Genomic DNA, 17,398 nt, shown 5'->3' with positions numbered 1-17,398 from the left:
TGATTAGTGCAGGTTAGTGATGGTTAAGGTACGAGTTCAGATAAACAGCGAATTTGGTTCGGAATGGGATCGGCCGGCGCATTGGCTCCTGTTGGATTAAACCAAATCGTATTTACGCCAGCTTGCATTGCAGGGTAAATGTCTTTATGAGGCAAGTCGCCAACCATGGTTAACTCACTCACGTTAACCCCTAGCTGTTTTGCGATAGTAAGATAAAACTCAGGTTGGTTTTTAGCGATGCCGAGATTGGCAAAACAAAAGTAGCCATTTAAGTACTGGTCTAAGTCGACGCGGACGAATGCACGCTGAATCTCTTCCATGTTGGAATCAGACGCACTGGTCGCAATGTAAATAGCATGATTTTGGGAAAGTGTTGCCAGTGTTTCTTTGGCCAGAGGAATCGTTTCTACGTGTTCCCAATCGCACATTTTTCCTTGTGCGTGAGGGAAATCCACCATTAAGGTGTTCCCCCAATCGAAAAGATAAATCATGTTCGAATCTCCTTTATCCGCACATCATATCGTCTTTTCTAAAATCAGGGGATAAATTGCATCGATAAATGCGATTTAGGTGGCTTTAGTCGTGAAAAGCGCTTAATTGTCGTTATCGTTACAAATGTTTCAGCATAATGCGTGAGTTAGTTTTAAAACCTTGCTTGTCGTAAAACCGCTGTGCTGATTGATTGAATTCCATCACTTCTAATCGAACTTGTGTAGCATTGGCATCGCGAGCCCATTGCTCACAAGCCTCAAGCAGTTGGCGACCGATGCCCTGCTGCTTTTGTTCTTCATTGACGACAATCGTTCCTACTCGACAAATTGGATCTTTGATCAGAAAGCTGACGGTTTCATTCTGAGTGATCATCGCGGTTAAAAAGCCGACTACCTCCTTTTCATGTTCTGCGACTAAAAACAAGCGTTCATCATTCTCGAGAGCCTGAATGAGGAACGCTCGGTCGTCTTCCGAAGGCGCTACAAAAGCTTCAGGCGCGTTGGCAAAATGCAGTGCGTTAATTTGTAGGTTTAATTCAAAAATTGCATCCAAATCGTCAGGAGTTGCTTGTCGAATGTTGACTTCCATTTTACTTACCGCCCGAAAGATCGATAAAAGAGCCTGTAACATAAGAAGCTTCATCACTGAGTAGCCAAGCGATCGCATTCGCCACTTCTTCTACCGTACCGCCCCGTTTTAGTGGAATTTGAGGGCTGAGCCTATCCACTCGGTTTGGTTCTCCACCATCGGCGTGCATATCGGTGTAAATGAAACCAGGTCGAACGCCATTGACGCGAATATTTCGGTCTGCCAATTCAAGCGATAGCCCTTTGGTTAAGGTATCCATTGCGCCTTTTGATGTGGCGTAATCGACATATTCAAATGGCGCGCCTGAGCGTGATGCCCCGGAAGAAACGTTCACAATTGCGCCACCAGTACTGAATCGCTTCGCCGCTTCTCTACAACAGAGAAAGCAGCTATTCACATTAGTGTTCATTACTTTCTGAAAGCGTTCTAAGCTGATTTCCGCCAACGGTGACTGAGTAAATAGAATGCCAACGTTGTTGACCAAATGGGTGACTGAGCCTAGTGCGTTTTCTGTTGCATCGAAAAGGTTGAGCACTTGTTGCTCGTCAGATACATCTGCTTGAACGGCGATCGCTTTTCCGCCATTTGCTTGTATGTCTCTGACCACTTGGTGAGCTGCTTCACTTTGCGCACGGTAATTAACACACACGGCATAGCCTTGCTCGGCCAGTTTTTTCGCCGTTGCGGCTCCAATGCCTCGGCTTGCGCCTGTAACGATGACTACTTTATTCAAAATACATCCTTATTTTTGTAGCGAGTAGATTTTGTCGGCGTAACGCTTGTCGCCAATTTGGTATGCGTCAAGAATGACTTCAGATAGCTCGAATCCGCACTTCATGAGAACACGCTCTGAAGCAATATTCCCTTCAGTGACCGTAGCGGAAAAGCGGTCGATGTCATGTGTTGCTCTCGCCCAATTTAGAAGCGCTTGAAGGGTTTCTGTTCCAAACTGTCGGCCATGAAATTCAGGCAAAAGTAAGTAACCCACCTCTGCGTTACCTGCTTCAATGGCAAGGCCAGTGACGCCAATCGGTTGTTCAGATTGCTTATCGAGTATGACGAGGCAAAGCCAGTGCGGACTGTCTGGTGTCCATGGTAATAATCGCGAAGCAAATTTTTCTTTTATTTGTTTTTCGCTCGGGCGATCAAAACAGAGCTCAATGATCTCTGGTTCGGAATGTAATCGCTGAAATAGTTCCCAATCGCTGGCTTCGATAGGTCTTAATCGGCTTCGGTGAGCCTCAATATAAACTGACATGCGTGTCCTTACAGCATTTATGTAGAGAGCCAGTTTCTCATCCTCTTATCTCTTTAATCAAACGGTTGCACTTACAAAAGTGATTTGTGTGGTGAATGCCTGGTTGGGTAATGAATTCTTACTGAATATTCATTTGTGGGATGAAAATAACGAAATTTCATACTTGAGACACATAGAGCAACACGGAAATGATGTGGATCAAGAGAGAGCTACCCATAAAGTAGTATTTTGCGATCTATAATTACATTTTATTTGGAAGTGTTGCTAATTATGTCAATAAAAAAACGATATGTTGCACTGCTGGTTGCTGCCGGCATTGGTGTGGGCTGGTTAACATTAGGTGGTACTGCAGCGGTAATGCATTACACCTCTGATACTGAGTTTTGTCTCTCGTGCCACTCTATGGAAATCCCTTACAAAGAGTATCAAGGCTCAGTGCACTTCAGTAATGCGAAAGGCATTCGTGCCGAGTGTTCTGATTGCCACATCCCACAAGAACCGATGGACTACCTGATCACGAAGATTCGTGCATCGAAAGACATCTACCATGAGTTCGTGACTGGCAAGATCGACACGCCAGAAAAATACGAAGCGCACCGCAAAGAGCTTGCGGAGATGGTGTGGGAGCAGTTCCGTGAAAACGACTCTGCAACGTGCCGTTCTTGCCACGACTTTGACGCGATGGAAGAATTTGAGCAATCTCGCGATGCAGCGAAAATGCACGAGTACGCAAAAGCGAACGATCAAACGTGTATCGATTGTCACAAAGGCGTTGCTCACTTTGCACCAGAAGCAGAGCTAGACAGCAAGGCATTTGAAACGTTGATGAGCTTCACCACAAAAACATCACCTGGTGCCAAAGTCGTTTACCCTGTGACTGAAATCGCAATGGGTGAGATGGGTAAAATTAACCCAACGACGAAATTAGAAGTAATCAGCTCTGAAGGTGATGAGCGTACTGTTAAGTTGGACGCATTCCAAATGAAAGGCGCAGAGCAAGTGCTGTACATGGGTGAAGGTCAACGTGCCATCGTAGCAACGCTAACCGAGCAAGGTCAGCAAGCTCTTGAGGGCGGTGAGTTTAAGGCCGACGTTTACGGCAACGAATGGCGCGCAGTGTCACTAACAGGCACGATCGATTCTCCTGTTGTGGATACACTTGACCCAGTTTGGTCATACGCAGAAGAGCTAGACAACGTTTATTGTGCAACTTGTCACGCGAAAATTCCTTCAAATCACTTCACAGTGAACGCATGGGGACCAGTGGCGAAGAGTATGGGTGATCGAACAGACATCACTGCCGAAAACCTAGAAATTCTTACTAAGTTCTTCCAGCACCACGCGAAAGATGTGGTTGGTCACTAACGATAAATAGAAGGATAAGATTATGACTAATTTAACCCGTCGTGGATTTCTAAAAGGCACAGGTCTGGCGGCTGGCGCCATGGCATTTACTTCTTTTGCGCCTATGTCTGTTGCGTCTTCAAACCAGCGTGGTAAGGGCATTTTGACAGCGGGCCGCATGGGCCCAATGTTATGTGAAGTGAAAGATGGCAAGCTAGTATCGACCACTAATGCTCTGCCACAAACTGTACCAAATAGTCTACAAACTACTGGGCCTGACCAAGTGCATACCAAGGCGCGAGTGAAGTACCCAATGGTACGTAAAGGCTACTTGGCAAACCCATCGTCGCCAGAAGGTGTGCGCGGTAGTGATGAGTTTGTGCGTGTGTCTTGGGATGAGGCTTACAAGCTGATCCACGAGCAGCACATGCGAATTCGCAAAGAATATGGCCCAGCTTCTGTGTTTGCTGGTTCTTACGGCTGGCGTTCAAGTGGCGTGCTGCACAAAGCACAAACCTTGCTGCAACGTTACATGAGCATGGCGGGTGGCTATTCAGGCCACTTGGGTGACTACTCAACGGGTGCTGCGCAGATCATCATGCCGCACGTTGTGGGCTCTATCGAAGTGTACGAGCAACAAACCACGTACCCAGTGGTACTAGAGCACAGCGACGTGGTTGTACTTTGGGGCTTAAACCCGATCAACACCCTAAAAATCGCGTGGAGCTCAACAGACTGTGCTGGTCTTGAGTTCTTCCATCAATTAAAAAAATCAGGCAAGACGGTTATTGCGATTGACCCTATTCGTTCTGAAACCATCGAGTTCTTTGGCGAGAATGCGGAGTGGATTGCTCCTCACCCAATGACCGACGTAGCGATGATGATGGGTATCGCACATACCTTGGTGAAACAAGGTAAGCACGATAAAGCCTTCCTCGATAAATACACCGCAGGTTACGACAAGTTTGAAGCGTACCTGATGGGAGAAGAAGATGGCGTAGAAAAGTCAGCAGAATGGGCATCACAAATCTGTGGCGTACCTGCGAAGCAACTTGAGCTATTGGCTGACATCTTCAGTAAAAACCGCACCATGCTGATGGCGGGTTGGGGCATGCAGCGCCAACAATACGGTGAACAGCGTCACTGGATGCTGGTTACACTGGCAACGATGTTGGGTCAAATCGGCTTACCGGGCGGTGGTTTTGGTTTCTCTTACCACTACTCAAACGGTGGTAACCCTGCTCGTGACGCTGGCGTGCTTCCTGCGATTTCAGCATCACTGGGTGGCGGCTCTTCTGCGGGTAACGACTGGGCGGTATCTGGCGCGGTGCAAAGCTTCCCTGTGGCGCGTATTGTCGAGGCGTTGGAAAACCCAGGTCAATCCTACCATCACAACGGTCATGAACTGACGTTCCCAGATATCAAGATGATTTGGTGGGCAGGTGGTGCGAACTTTACTCACCACCAAGACACCAACCGCTTGATTAAAGCGTGGCAAAAGCCTGAGCTGATCGTGATTTCAGAACCTTATTGGACAGCAGCGGCGAAGCATGCGGATGTCGTTCTGCCAATCACCACATCGTTCGAGCGTAATGACTTAACGATGACAGGCGACTACAGTAACCAACACTTGGTGCCAATGAAACAAGTAGTTGAGCCGCAAGGTGAAGCGCGTAATGACTTCGACGTATTCGCGGACATGGCGGAGATGCTAGCACCGGGTGGCCGTGATGTGTACACCGAAGGCAAAACCGAAATGGAATGGCTGTACGGCTTCTACAAGGCGGCGCAACAAGGTGGCCGTGGCTCTCGCGTAGCAATGCCGAACTTCAGCAAGTTCTGGGAAGATAACCAACTGATCGAGATGAAGTGGAACGAGAAGAACGCCCAGTTTGTTCGTTACGCGGATTTCCGTGAAGACCCGGTCATGAACCCGCTAGGTACGCCAAGTGGTAAGATTGAAATCTTCTCGAAAACGATTGAAGGTTACCAGTTGGAAGACTGTCCTCCACACCCTACGTGGATGGCACCAACCGAGTACACCGGCAATGCAAAAGATGGCGAGTTGCAGCTAATGACCGCGCACGCAGCACATCGTCTACACAGCCAGTTTAACTACGCGAAGATTCGCGAAGAGTACGCAATTGCAAACCGTGAACCTATTTGGATTCACCCTGAAGATGCGAAAGCGCGTGGTATTAAAACGGGCGATCTAGTTCGTGCGTTTAACAACCGTGGCCAAGTATTGGTTGGTGCAGAAGTGACTGACCGAATCAAGCAAGGTTCAGTATGTATTCATGAAGGTGGTTGGCCGGACTTGGATCCGAAAACCGGCATTTGTAAGAACGGCGGTTGTAACGTGTTAACGTTGGATATTCCGACCTCTCGACTTGCAAACGGCTGTGCGGCGAACTCGGCACTGGTTCGTATTGAAAAATACACTGGCCCAGAATTAGAACTAACGGCGTTTGAACCACCAAAAAATGGCTAGAAAAAAGTAGCGCTTGAAAGCAAGAAGCCAGCGAATCGCTGGCTTCTTTTTATCTAGTCATCGTTCACATTAGCGCGAAGCGAGAGAAACAAACGGCATCTGTTTCTTAATCTGAAATGTCGGGAGTAAAGTAAATACAATCGCGACAAACAAGACCGAGCCTATTAAATCTTCAGGGCGATGCATGCCCAGCCATAAGCGGCTATATGCGACACTCATTCCCCACATCCATAATGACAGTGCAGAGATATAGTACTTGTTCTGCAAGAACAACCCACCAAAGAAAGCCAGACAAATCGAAACGAAAATCGTATGACCGGATGGGAAAGAATAGTCTTTCTCGCCTTGCCAATGCCGCGTCCGCCAATCACTGACGTGTTCAGAAATCTGGTTAATTACGTTGGCTTGTTGCTTTGTATCCAACTGATAAAACGCTTCTGGTGTTTCAATTAATTGTTCTGCTGCGAGCAATTCCGTGTACGGGCGCGGGCTTTCTGTCATCAGTTTTAGTCCCGTTTTGCTGGCAAAGCCAATCACAAGTAACAGCCCTAACATTGAGAGTTTTTGCATCCACTCAATGCGACTTGGTTTAAAGCGAAATAAAGAAAGCAGTAGCAGTGTTAACGTAATTAAAAAGCCTTTGCTACCAGCAGAATCTGTGAGCAAAGTAAAAGTAATACCCAGACTTTCTGGCACCTGTGAGGTGAGATCGTGATAAGAGCCAAACAGCGACATTGGGATGATGCCAAGAACAAACAAGGCGAGCATCATCAATCCATATTTTTTGGTTTTCATTGAGAGCGTTTTGTTTTTATTGAGGGTTATTCAACCACGTGAAAATAAGGGGCTTATCTTACGTTACCTGGCGTGAAAAACTTATCAACGCTTTGTCAATTTGACGAGAGAATGAAGGTTGAGTGATGAATTGATGGCATTTATCCGGAGGGTAAAGGCGCTCATCCTTAAGCGTTGGGGTCTTAATCCATCAGAGAAAGTAAGTACTCTGCTGCTTTGGTTGGGTTTTCTGCATGACAAATGGCAGAAACCAAAGCCAAACCATGTACACCTGTCGCACTCAGGGCAGGAATGTTGGTTTCGTTGATGCCACCAATAGCGACGATTGGTAAGGACGTGGTGTTCAGCGCCATCTTCAAACCTTCAATACCCCAGTGTTTTTTGGTGTTGGTTTTGGTTGGTGTAGCGAAGATGGCACTCAAACCGATGTAATCAATCGGAAGAGAATCCGCCTCTGCCAGTTGATCTTCAGTCTCAATCGATAAGCCGAGGATCTTGTTTGGGCCAATCAATTGACGAGCGATCTCTGCTGGCATGTCTGACTGCCCGAGGTGAACACCATCGGCATCGACGGCAAGGGCAACATCAACACGATCATTGATGATTAACGGGACGCCAGTGCCTTCAAGGATCGTCTTCACGGCTTGAGCTCGTTCAATAAATGCACGAACGTCACCATGTTTTTCGCGCACCTGTACCATGGTAACCCCACCTTCTACCGCCTTTCTTACAACGTGTTTGAGAGTGGGTAAATCTTGTTGGTCGTCGGTGACCAAATACAAACGATAGGCGTTCATTGTGTTTCCTTTCGCCTCCCACTTTCGTTGGAGTGAGAGGCGTTTAAAGCATTGAGAAGCGATTTATCTCACTTGTAATTTAAGACGTGTTGCCAGTGTTTCTTCATCCAGTTGGTAAAGCTCATCTAAAAGATGCATTTGCAAGCTACCTGGCCCTCGCGCTTGCTCAGCCGCAATTTCACCCACAACGCCAAGCACCGCTGCCGCAGCAAGGCCTGTTTCGTCGCCGATTGCTGCGAAAGCGCCAGTCAGTGCCGTCAGTGTGCAGCCCATGCCCGTTACGTATGGCATCATCTCGTGACCATTATTCAACTGGACGGTTTGCTCTTTTGTCACTATGTAGTCAGTTTCGCCGGAGATCACCACGCTCGCTCCATATTCTTCAATTAAGAAGTGAGCCGCCCCAAGGGCTGCATCACTACGGTCGAGTGCATCTACACCTTTGCTTTGCGCTTGCTCACCAGCGAGAGCAATGATTTCGGACGCATTACCACGAATGATTAACTTGTTTGCAAGGCGGGCGATTTCGCGCGAGGTTTCGGTGCGCAGTGAACTTGCGCCGCAACCGACAGGGTCGAGCACAACGATTTTACCGTTCGAGTTGGCTTGCTCGACGGCATAGCTCATGCGCGGTGTCCAAACGCTGTCTAGGGTGCCGATGTTGATCACCAAAGCGCCAGCAAACGACATCATTTCTGCCATTTCTTGCTTTGAATGCGCCATGATTGGCGAAGCACCGATAGCCAACAAAGCGTTCGCCGTGTTGTTCATCACCACGTAGTTGGTAATGTTCACGACTAAAGGCTTTTGCTGACGCACTGCGGTTAATGTTTGAGTGATTTGTTCTATTAACATGAGATTCTCCAATTAACCTTATTGTGCGTTTAGACCTTGTTGCCAAAACGCCACTTCCATGCGCGTTGCGGTTTTGAAGACCTGAATCAGGTTTTGACCGCGCTGGCTGTGGATGTCGATTTCAGCCAGCAACTGGTTAAAGTGTTCGGCCCCACTTGCCACGCCTGATTGGAACTCTTCACCGCCGTACAAGTTAATCCAACTTGCGTAAGGATTGCCTTCGAATACCGTGTTTTCATCTTCAATCAGCATTTTACCGATGACGGCGTAGCCGATGGAGCAAGGGGCGAGCGCGGCATACAAGTCAACTAAGTCGCCCGTCATTCCCGCATCCAATACGTAGCGCGTGTAAGCCACCGTGCCAAAATCTTCCGGCTCGTTTTCGAGATCAGATTCCGTTAATCCCCATTGACCGCAGTAGGTAACATGGTGGGCAATCTCTGAATCTAAAAGCGCATGTACACTTGGTAGTGCGCGGCGCATGTCGTCTAACGTACGTGCTTTGTAGATTGCCAGCGCATAAGCTCGCGCGTACTGTTTTAGGAATAAGAAATCTTGTTTCAAGTAATGCAGAAAACAAGGTTGAGCCAGCGTGCCTTTGGCCAATTGCTGCACGAAGGCATGCTCAGTGTATTCTTGCCAATCTTGGCGGCAAGCGTCGATCAAATCTTGGTATTTCATAATGGGGCAGCCTCGTAATTAGTCAAAGCTCGGTACGTAATCTTTCGCTTTTGGTAGCGTTTCGATGATTTTTTGTGAATACATGAACTCGGCGTAATCGTCGTAGCGTTTTAGGTCAACTGCCGATGGGCGAAGCGCGAAACGAGTTAACGTGTCATTCCAAGCGCGTTGGTTGAGCTCGTTGTTTAGCGTGTCTGGTGAGTAAGCGACAAACTCTTTCCAAGACTCTTTAGGGTGGTTGACGATGTAAGTGGTCGCTTGCTCCAGCGCTTTGTTGAACGCTTTAATAGCCGCTTTGTCGTAGGTTTTTGCATTCGCCACAAACACCAGTTCGTCATACGCTGGTACGCCGTGTTCTTCTGGGAAGAAGGCTTTGGCTTTGTAGCCTTCTAGCGCAAGTTGGTTGGTTTCGAAGTTGCGCAAGCCGCCCCAAATAGCGTCTACTTTACCGGATGCGAGAGAGGAAGAGAGTGCCCAACCGACGTTGATGATTTGCACGTCAGAAAACTTCACGTTCTCCTGCGCAAGCATGGTGCCGATTGTCGCCTCTTCGTTACCTGCGATAGCAATACCGATCTTCTTGCCTTTAAGGTCGCCAAGGTTGTCGTTCTTGCCGTTATCCAACACCATCAATGTGTTGAGGGGAGTAGCAATCAAGGTCGCAGAGCGAATTAATGGCAAGCCAGCCGCTACGTCGATGGTTAAGCTCGGCTGGTATGAAATCGCCATATCGACTTTGCCAGCCGCAACTAGTTTGGGTGGTGTGCTTGGGTCGGCGGGTTCTTGGATATTGACCTTCAAACCTTGCTGTTTAAAGTAGCCGCGCTCTTGTGCGATCACGATAGGGCCATGGTTCGGGTTAACGAACCAATCCAGCATTAAAGTAAGCTCCTTTTCGGCAGCAAGTACGTTAGTTGAAACGATTGAAGCGAGCAGAGCAGCAGCGCTCATGAGTTTGTTTTTATTCACGGGGTTCTTCCTTTTTCTTTCCCTATTTGTTTTCCCAGGGAATGGCTTTTTTCAGTAATTTGTCAGTGGTGAAATAGAGTGCGATAGACAGCGCGGCGAGAATAAACAGCGCCGCGAACATCTCATCGATGATCATGCGTGCGTTGGCTTGCAGCATCAGATAGCCAAGGCCCTCACTTGAACCAACCCATTCACCTACCACGGCACCAATCGGCGCAATAACCACGGCAACACGAATACCAGACGCTAACGTTGGCAGGGCGGCAGGTAGTTGAATATGGCGCAGTAATTGCCATTTCGATGCGCCCATGGTTTTGGCAAGATCGAGGTAACCAGTTGGTGTATTGCGTAAACCGTCGTAGCAGCATGTCGTGACGGGGAAAAAGATGATGATCGCCGCCATTACTACTTTCGATGCAATGCCGTAACCCAGCCAAAGCATGAGCACTGGCGCGATAGCAAATACTGGAATTGCTTGGCTAGCGATAAGAATCGGCAATAGCCAGCGTTTGAGCGGCTCGAACATCAGCATTTGCAGAGCGAATAGCAAACCCATTGATAAGCCGAGTGCGAGGCCAAGTAGGATCTCTTGTGCCGTTACCCAAGTGTGTTTGAGTAGCACGTCGTATCGAGTGACTAATCTATCCAATACTTCAATCGGCGAAGGCAAGATGAAGCTTGGCATGTCAAACACCACTACAATGAGTTGCCACAAACCTAAGATCACGGCTGCGCTGATTAGCAGACGCAATGCCGGATGAGTCACGCGTTCCTTTTTACTGATACGCGCCGAAACGGAGTTGTACTGAGTCATATCACTCATAGTCTTTCTCCAATTGATTCAAAATCGCTTGTTGTAGAGTTGCGCATTCTCCATCGAGAGATCTTGGTGGCTTGGCGTCCGGAACAACCAAGTGCTGCGCTTGAGCAGGCGTGCCTTGTAACACATAGAGTTGGTGTGCCAATCGCACCGCTTCTTGCGGATCGTGTGTAATCAAGACAACGGTTTTGTCTTTTAGTAGCTCGGCAGAGAGAGTTTGCAATTTGTGGCGAGTCACGGCGTCCAATGCCGAGAAAGGTTCATCCATCAAAACCAAAGGTTTGTCTTGCATCAGAGTGCGAGCAAGGGCTATGCGCTGTCGCATACCTCCGGAGAGTTGAGCGGGTTTGGCGTAAGCGTAATCTGCCAACCCAACGTGCTCTAACAAGTTGAGAGCGCGTTGTTTCTCATCCGCTGGATTTGAATTGGCGTGAGAAAAGCGCGAGCTGAGGCAGACGTTATCCAGCACGTTAAGCCACGGTAGCAATAAATCCTGCTGAGCCATGTAAGCGATACGGTCATGCAGTGCAGCGCCATCGGTTGTGATGAGTTCGCCATGCCAGTCAACTTGGTCATCCAGTAGGCCAGCTAAGTAACGCAATATTGTGGTTTTCCCGCAGCCACTTCGTCCGAGTAATACCGTCCATTGACCGACAGGAATGGTCATGTTCACTCCCGCTAAAGTCGGTGTTTGGCTGTCTTTGTATTGCAAACTGGCGTCGGAAAGCTGAATGCCAATCGCGTTAGCGAACATAAGTATGACCCGAAAAAAAGTGATTCACAGGGCCGTGACCTTTCCCCACTTCCAATTCATCAGCGTGTGCGATAGCTTGGCTGATGTACTGCTTACCAAGGTGCACCGCTTTGTGAAGGTTGTTGCCTTGACTAAGGTAAGACGCAATGGCGGAAGACAGTGTACAGCCCGTACCGTGGGTGTTTTTGGTCGGAAAACGCTTGGCGCTGATTAACTCCGCACTGTTTTGCATGATCAGCAGATCGTTGCTGTTTTCATTTTCTTCAAGATGACCGCCTTTGAGCAGAATAGCTTTGGCACCAAGTGCACGAAGGTCGGTAATCATATCGTTCATTTCAGATTCTGATTGAGGCACTGGCTTACCCGTCAGTGCTGCACCCTCTGGCAGGTTAGGGGTGATGATGTCTGCCAGTGGAATTAACTCTTCTCTTAATGTGCTGATTGCTGATTGCTCAAGTAGCAAATCACCGCTGGTGGCGACCATGACGGGATCAATCACAAGATGCTTGGGTTGGTACTGTCTTATTTTGCTTGCCACCGCTTTGATGATGTTCGAATCCGCCAGCATGCCGATTTTTACCGCCACAATATTGAGATCGGTAAACACCGCATCGAGTTGGCTTTCAACGTGATCAAGTGGGATCGGGAAAATCGCAGAAACGCCTTGCGTGTTTTGTGAGGTGATGGCGGTAATCACTGAGCAGGCGAAGCTGCCAGTGGCGGACATCGCTTTGATATCGGCTTGGATGCCTGCGCCGCCGCCGCTGTCGGAGCCTGCGATGGTTAAGACAACAGGGGTGGTTATAGGTGATTGTGCCTGGTGTAAAGATGGCTGTGATTGCTGCGTCATGGTCGCTCCTACTACAAGACGTATAGGAACTGACTTTGACCGTTGTGGATAGATCGATTGTTCGATCGTTTCGCTCGCCAAAGAGGAGCGGCGAAAGGCAAAGTGCGCATAGTTCCCTACGTCAGTGCTAACTGAATCAGGTTCAACGGGTCTCGAATCTCGATCTCAGCCAACGCTTATCGCGTGGCCCCCCGACTATTTCGCTCGGATGATAGCAGGACCCTTGTAGAAGGGATACGTTTTTTGAGAGTAATTATTATTGAGTATTCAATTATGCGAGGTGAGTGATAGAGTAAGCATCTAAATGGTTCGTCGTGTGGAATTTACTAGTGCAACGCTCTGGTGAAAGAGCTGAACCTGGAATATTTAATAAATAATCGTGGTCTCGCTAAGCAAGGATTAGCACAAAACAAGGTTAAAAAACTGTTAAAATTTAACGCGTTGCCAATTTAACTTTGTTGAACTTTTCGACAGTTAATTAGGAAGGCTAAGACGATCATCGAGCAAGGAGACTTCATGCTTAATTCTGCAACAGCGAAGTCAGTGATCGATCATGCTCTCTTTTTAGGGGCTGATTTCGCTGAACTATTCGTTGAACATCATCAAACTAACACCGTCCAGATCGCATCTGGTGAGGTGGACAAGATCAATTCGGGGATTGATTTTGGTATCGGTATTCGCCTCTTCTTCGGTCACAAAGTGCTTTATGGATACACCAATAGCACGGACGAAGCCGAGCTAAAACGCGTAACCTCATTGCTTGCGGCAAAAGACAAGCGTGAGCAAATCGTGTCAGCAGGTTCTTTAAATTTGAACCGCTACCCAATCCAACACGGTTGCCGCATGCCGTTAAGTCAGGATGCCAACTTAGATTCAAAAATCGCGTTTCTATTGAAAGTTGACCAAGCTGCGCGTGCAGAAAGTGAGTACATCAGCCAGTTCATTGGTAGTGTGCTTCAGCGCGAGCAGCAAGTGTCTATCTTCAACTCAGAAGGTTTGCATGTAGACGATACGCGTCACTACATTCGTGTGGCGGGTAACACCGTTGCTCAAAAAGGTAATGAGCAGTCTTCTGGTATGGAAGGTCCTGGCGCTCTTGCTGGTTGGGAGTTCAGCGAACAGCTTGATGCGAAATATCTGGGTCAAACTATCGCGCAGCAAGCGTTAGTGAAACTTGGCGCTGATGCTTGTCCATCAGGTGAAATGCCAGTGGTAATTGGTAACGGCTTTGGCGGCGTTATCTTCCATGAAGCGTGTGGTCACTTACTAGAAACCACTTCGGTTGCGAAGAAAGCGTCCGTATTCCACGACAAAATGGGCGAAATGGTTGCTCACACTGCAGTGAATGCTGTCGATGATGGCACCATGACCAACGAATGGGGTTCGATTCATGTTGATGACGAAGGCATGAAGACTCAGCGAACTCAATTGATCAAAGACGGTAAGCTAACCAGCTTTATGGTCGATAAAATGGGTGGCATGAAGACAGGTTATGAGCCTACGGGTTCTGGTCGTCGTCAGAACTACAAGTTCGCACCAACCTCGCGGATGCGTAACACCTTTATCGAAGAAGGTGAGCATTCACTTGACGACATGCTGGCAGGTATCGAACGTGGTATCTATGCGAAGAAGATGGGCGGCGGCTCGGTTCAACCGGGAACGGGCGAGTTTAACTTTGCTGTTCGTGAAGCTTACCTCATTGAAAATGGCAAAATCACCAAACCTCTGAAAACAGCAACGCTGATCAGTACGGGTCCAAAAGTGTTGAAAGAAATCAGCATGGTCGGTAAAGACATGGCGCTTGCGCCGGGCATGTGTGGTTCAGTAAGTGGTTCAGTACCAACAACAGTCGGTCAGCCAACACTGAAAGTAGATAATATTCTGGTAGGAGGCGGTAACTAATGAGCCAAGAAAAACAACTTCTTAATGCGGTTGATTACGTACTATCAGAAGCAAAGCGTCAAGGCGCAGAAGCGGACGTCATTGTAAACTGCAACAGCAGCTTTTCGCTGAAAGCAAACCAAGGCAAGCTGGATGAGTACAAAGTAAGCTCAAGTCAAGTGCTGGGTGTTCGAGTTATTAAAGATGCTCGTGTCGCGACAAGTTATTCTGAATCACTCGAGCAACCAAGTTTAGATTTGATGCTCACAAACGCGCTGCAAAGTGCTCGCTTTTCCAAGCAAGATGAACATCAGAGCATTAGTTGCGTGAACAGCCAAATCACCACTGATATTGCAGAAATTGCGCAAGACGATACCACATCGGTCGATGAGAAAATTGAACTGTCCCTTGCGCTTGAGCAAGGTGTTGTGGCTCTGCCTCACGCTTCAAGCTCACCATACAATGGTTACAGTGACGGTGAAACTCAGCTCATCATCGCGAATACTCAAGGTACGTTATGTCAACATTTCGAGCGATCGTTCACTTGTTACGCGTATACCCTGTTTGAAAAAGACGGCAAACAGTCGATGGCGGGAAGAATGTCACTAGGTCGCCGTTTTGATGAGTTGGATCCAGCTTATTGTATAGAAGGCGGTTATAACCTTGCTCGTGATCTTCTTGAAGGTGTACCGGTTGCGACGGGTAACTACCCCGCTATTTTCCACATCAATGCGCTGGCAAGTTTATTCGGTGCTTTCGGCAGTGCTTTCTCTGGTGTAAGCGCGATGAAAGGCATTACGCCACTGGGTGATAAGCTTGGTCAACGTGTTGCGAGTGACTTGATTACCTTTACCGATGCGGCATACATGCCGAATGGTATGGCTATCGCAGGGTTTGATAGTGAAGGTTTTGCCACCCAAGACAATGTGTTGATCGCTAATGGCCAACTGAATACGCTATTGCACAATAGCCAAACAGCGAGTTATTTGGGTGCAGTGTCGACGGCAAGTGCTGCTCGCGGTGCAAAATCGAGCTTAGACGTGTCAGCGAATCACAAAGTGATTGCGACAGGCAACAGCAGTGCGCCAGAAGTCAAAGCAGGTGAATACCTAGAATTAGTGGAACTGCAAGGGGTTCACTCTGGTGCAGATGCTGTCAGTGGTGATTTCTCATTTGGTGCGAGTGGTTTCTTGTGCCGTGATGGTCAACGTGTTCAACCTGTGCGCGGAATTACAGTTGCAGGTAACTTCTATAAGATGCTGCAAGAAGTAGAAGCTGTGGGTGATACGCAGCTTATTAATGATAGCCGCACTTTCTTCGCGCCAGATGTGCGTTTTGCTCGATTGAGTATTGGCGGTAAATAAGCGCGGCATAGAAAGTCAGAAACAAAAAAGAGGACTCAATCGAGTCCTCTTTCATCATCTAGCAACGTATACGCGAATAACTAGAATTCGCGGATATCCAGTTCGTTGTGGATCAATACCACACACTGAGAAGCAAACAGCATCTTAGGTCCAAGGCTGATTTTCTCAGTACCTAGGCGCTTCAAGCTGTTGAACGACTTCTTCGGCATCGGAATGTGGTCGGTTAGCAAGAAACATGGGTTTTCACCAATTTCTGCATCACGAACAAATTCGCCTTTCTTGTCCAACATATAAAGTTGGTGGTCTTCTGCCAGTTCTTGAACCAAGCGTTCGAAGCTCACTGTACGAACCGTAATACCCGGCTCAACTTCACGAAGCTGCTCTTTACCCATACCAACAGATGCGTCCAACGCACGGGCAACGGCAGCGATCAACGTTGACTCGTGAAAACCACCAATATTGGTAATGTCGTTTGAACGAATGGTAATCGTGCGCGAGTAATCCTTCGTGCTCTCTAATACCAAGTGGACAACCACATCTTCACGGTGAGATTGTGCCACGAACATGGTGTTCATCATGGTATGAGCAAGGATCTCGGTATGCGCCTCGTTACCAACACCTTCTAATAGTGCTTTGCTGGTCGTTGGCGCCGCGCGAGCTCGTAAAACAAAAGAGCGCATGAATTTAGCCTCTATATAGGAAGAGTGAATGCGCGGAAGTATATACCCAAGCAGGGAAGGGATGCGAGTTTAATAGTAAATGTGAACTTACTTACAAAGCTTCGATTGTCGTGCGGAGTGTGCTGGTTAGAATAGGAGGCAACCCTGTTAGGAGCGGTATATGGAAATCAAAAAGATAAATAAAGACATTTATAAAAAGAAAGTAAACCTGGTGATTGGCGGTTTTGTTGCGTTGCTCGCTATCTCATCTCTTGCCTTTAGTACCTTGCTTATTGTTTTGTTTGGCAACACTGAAGTCGCACCTGAACAATCAACGGGAAACTTTCATTGGAATTTGATTGGTGTCCTTCTCGCAGTCGCAACTTCCCTCTCTTTATTGAATCAAATTAAAACTCGGCCATACATGGAAGAGGTGTTGTACGTTTGGAAGCTCAAGCAACTGCACAACAAAATATTTCGTAAACTAAAAAGCATTAAAGCAGCCGCGAGCAATGACGATGTAAAAGCGCTCACTACGCTTAAGTTCTATTACACAACGCAACAACAAGTGTTTGAGTTAGACAACAACACATTGACGATGAGTAGTGTAAATAAAGAATTAGAGGCAATTGAGCAAATCGAAGCGGAGCAATCACTGGATCTTGATATCACCAGCTTTAAAGAGAGCTGGGTAGACACATACTGATTGCCTATTTGCTACTTGAAGTTAACAACTGAGTGCTAAAAATAAGCGTTTGAGTGAGATTTAATCACTCGACGCTTTTTTTTAGTTTTTTTTC

18 protein-coding genes and 1 riboswitch are annotated in these 17,398 nt (G+C 47.6%); of the genes, 5 read left to right on the top strand and 13 right to left on the bottom strand.

The window, feature by feature from the left end:
* Positions 1-23 precede the first annotated feature (23 nt).
* The 4 genes from VEA_RS19385 to VEA_RS19370 form a co-directional block, all read right to left on the bottom strand.
* Complete coding sequence (locus VEA_RS19385) at positions 24-491, bottom strand: HAD family hydrolase (RefSeq protein ID WP_006740991.1); 468 nt, start codon at positions 489-491, stop codon at positions 24-26.
* A 118-nt stretch (positions 492-609) separates the two neighbouring features.
* Positions 610-1,080 carry a GNAT family N-acetyltransferase gene (locus VEA_RS19380; RefSeq protein WP_006740992.1) on the bottom strand — a complete coding sequence of 157 codons (471 nt, stop codon included), beginning with the start codon at positions 1,078-1,080 and terminating at the stop codon, positions 610-612.
* 1 nt (position 1,081) lies between these two features.
* Positions 1,082-1,813 carry a glucose 1-dehydrogenase gene (locus tag VEA_RS19375; protein ID WP_006740993.1) on the bottom strand — a complete coding sequence of 244 codons (732 nt, stop codon included), beginning with the start codon at positions 1,811-1,813 and terminating at the stop codon, positions 1,082-1,084.
* A gap of 9 nt (positions 1,814-1,822) precedes the next feature.
* Entirely contained in the window at positions 1,823-2,338 is a 516-nt protein-coding gene (locus VEA_RS19370) for a GNAT family N-acetyltransferase (RefSeq protein WP_006740994.1), read from the bottom strand.
* 270 nt (positions 2,339-2,608) lie between these two features.
* Here VEA_RS19370 and VEA_RS19365 point away from each other — a divergent pair, with 270 nt between their 5' ends.
* Positions 2,609-3,703, top strand: a complete 1,095-nt coding sequence (locus VEA_RS19365) for a NapC/NirT family cytochrome c (protein WP_005391870.1) — start codon at positions 2,609-2,611, stop codon at positions 3,701-3,703.
* A 22-nt stretch (positions 3,704-3,725) separates the two neighbouring features.
* Positions 3,726-6,173, top strand: coding sequence for a trimethylamine-N-oxide reductase 2 (locus VEA_RS19360; protein WP_006740995.1), 2,448 nt, complete (start codon positions 3,726-3,728; stop codon positions 6,171-6,173).
* Positions 6,174-6,242: 69 nt separating this feature from the next.
* Here VEA_RS19360 and VEA_RS19355 read toward each other — a convergent pair whose 3' ends face one another.
* The 8 genes from VEA_RS19355 to thiD all read right to left on the bottom strand — a co-directional run bounded on the left by VEA_RS19355 (position 6,243) and on the right by thiD (position 12,694).
* Positions 6,243-6,968 (bottom strand): phosphatase PAP2 family protein, encoded by a 726-nt coding sequence (locus VEA_RS19355; RefSeq protein ID WP_031814553.1) that lies wholly within the window; start codon positions 6,966-6,968, stop codon positions 6,243-6,245.
* A gap of 182 nt (positions 6,969-7,150) precedes the next feature.
* On the bottom strand, positions 7,151-7,765 hold the full coding sequence (gene thiE / locus VEA_RS19350) for a thiamine phosphate synthase (protein ID WP_006740997.1): 615 nt from the start codon (positions 7,763-7,765) through the stop codon (positions 7,151-7,153).
* Positions 7,766-7,828: 63 nt separating this feature from the next.
* Positions 7,829-8,620 carry a hydroxyethylthiazole kinase gene (gene thiM / locus VEA_RS19345; RefSeq protein WP_006740998.1) on the bottom strand — a complete coding sequence of 264 codons (792 nt, stop codon included), beginning with the start codon at positions 8,618-8,620 and terminating at the stop codon, positions 7,829-7,831.
* An 18-nt stretch (positions 8,621-8,638) separates the two neighbouring features.
* Positions 8,639-9,301 (bottom strand): thiaminase II, encoded by a 663-nt coding sequence (tenA, locus tag VEA_RS19340; protein WP_006740999.1) that lies wholly within the window; start codon positions 9,299-9,301, stop codon positions 8,639-8,641.
* An 18-nt stretch (positions 9,302-9,319) separates the two neighbouring features.
* Complete coding sequence (locus tag VEA_RS19335) at positions 9,320-10,270, bottom strand: ABC transporter substrate-binding protein (protein WP_006741000.1); 951 nt, start codon at positions 10,268-10,270, stop codon at positions 9,320-9,322.
* A gap of 22 nt (positions 10,271-10,292) precedes the next feature.
* The gene (locus tag VEA_RS19330) at positions 10,293-11,093 is read right to left on the bottom strand and encodes an ABC transporter permease (RefSeq protein ID WP_005391855.1); all 801 of its coding nucleotides are present in this window, start codon (positions 11,091-11,093) and stop codon (positions 10,293-10,295) included.
* Positions 11,086-11,844, bottom strand: coding sequence for an ABC transporter ATP-binding protein (locus tag VEA_RS19325; RefSeq protein ID WP_006741001.1), 759 nt, complete (start codon positions 11,842-11,844; stop codon positions 11,086-11,088). The genes VEA_RS19330 and VEA_RS19325 overlap by 8 nt, the downstream gene beginning before the upstream one ends.
* On the bottom strand, positions 11,834-12,694 hold the full coding sequence (thiD, locus tag VEA_RS19320; RefSeq protein ID WP_006741002.1) for a bifunctional hydroxymethylpyrimidine kinase/phosphomethylpyrimidine kinase: 861 nt from the start codon (positions 12,692-12,694) through the stop codon (positions 11,834-11,836). Before thiD ends, VEA_RS19325 begins: the two co-directional genes overlap by 11 nt.
* A gap of 96 nt (positions 12,695-12,790) precedes the next feature.
* Positions 12,791-12,898: riboswitch (TPP riboswitch) on the bottom strand.
* A 312-nt stretch (positions 12,899-13,210) separates the two neighbouring features.
* On the opposite strand from thiD, the gene VEA_RS19315 reads away from it, so the two are divergent.
* Complete coding sequence (locus tag VEA_RS19315) at positions 13,211-14,596, top strand: TldD/PmbA family protein (RefSeq protein ID WP_006741003.1); 1,386 nt, start codon at positions 13,211-13,213, stop codon at positions 14,594-14,596.
* Positions 14,596-15,939, top strand: a complete 1,344-nt coding sequence (locus tag VEA_RS19310) for a TldD/PmbA family protein (protein ID WP_005391846.1) — start codon at positions 14,596-14,598, stop codon at positions 15,937-15,939. Before VEA_RS19315 ends, VEA_RS19310 begins: the two co-directional genes overlap by 1 nt.
* 80 nt (positions 15,940-16,019) lie before the next feature.
* Here the strand turns inward: VEA_RS19310 and trmY are convergent, their stop codons facing one another.
* Complete coding sequence (gene trmY, locus VEA_RS19305) at positions 16,020-16,619, bottom strand: tRNA (pseudouridine(54)-N(1))-methyltransferase TrmY (RefSeq protein ID WP_005459965.1); 600 nt, start codon at positions 16,617-16,619, stop codon at positions 16,020-16,022.
* A 160-nt stretch (positions 16,620-16,779) separates the two neighbouring features.
* Here trmY and VEA_RS19300 point away from each other — a divergent pair, with 160 nt between their 5' ends.
* Positions 16,780-17,304: a DUF3087 domain-containing protein gene (locus VEA_RS19300; RefSeq protein ID WP_006741004.1), complete on the top strand. Its 525-nt coding sequence runs from the start codon at positions 16,780-16,782 to the stop codon at positions 17,302-17,304.
* The last annotated feature ends 94 nt before the right edge of the window (positions 17,305-17,398 follow it).

This window comes from Vibrio antiquarius (genome assembly GCF_000024825.1).
GTDB classification, from domain to species: Bacteria; Pseudomonadota; Gammaproteobacteria; order Enterobacterales; family Vibrionaceae; genus Vibrio; species Vibrio diabolicus.
This window is presented reverse-complemented; position numbering and strand designations above follow the sequence as displayed.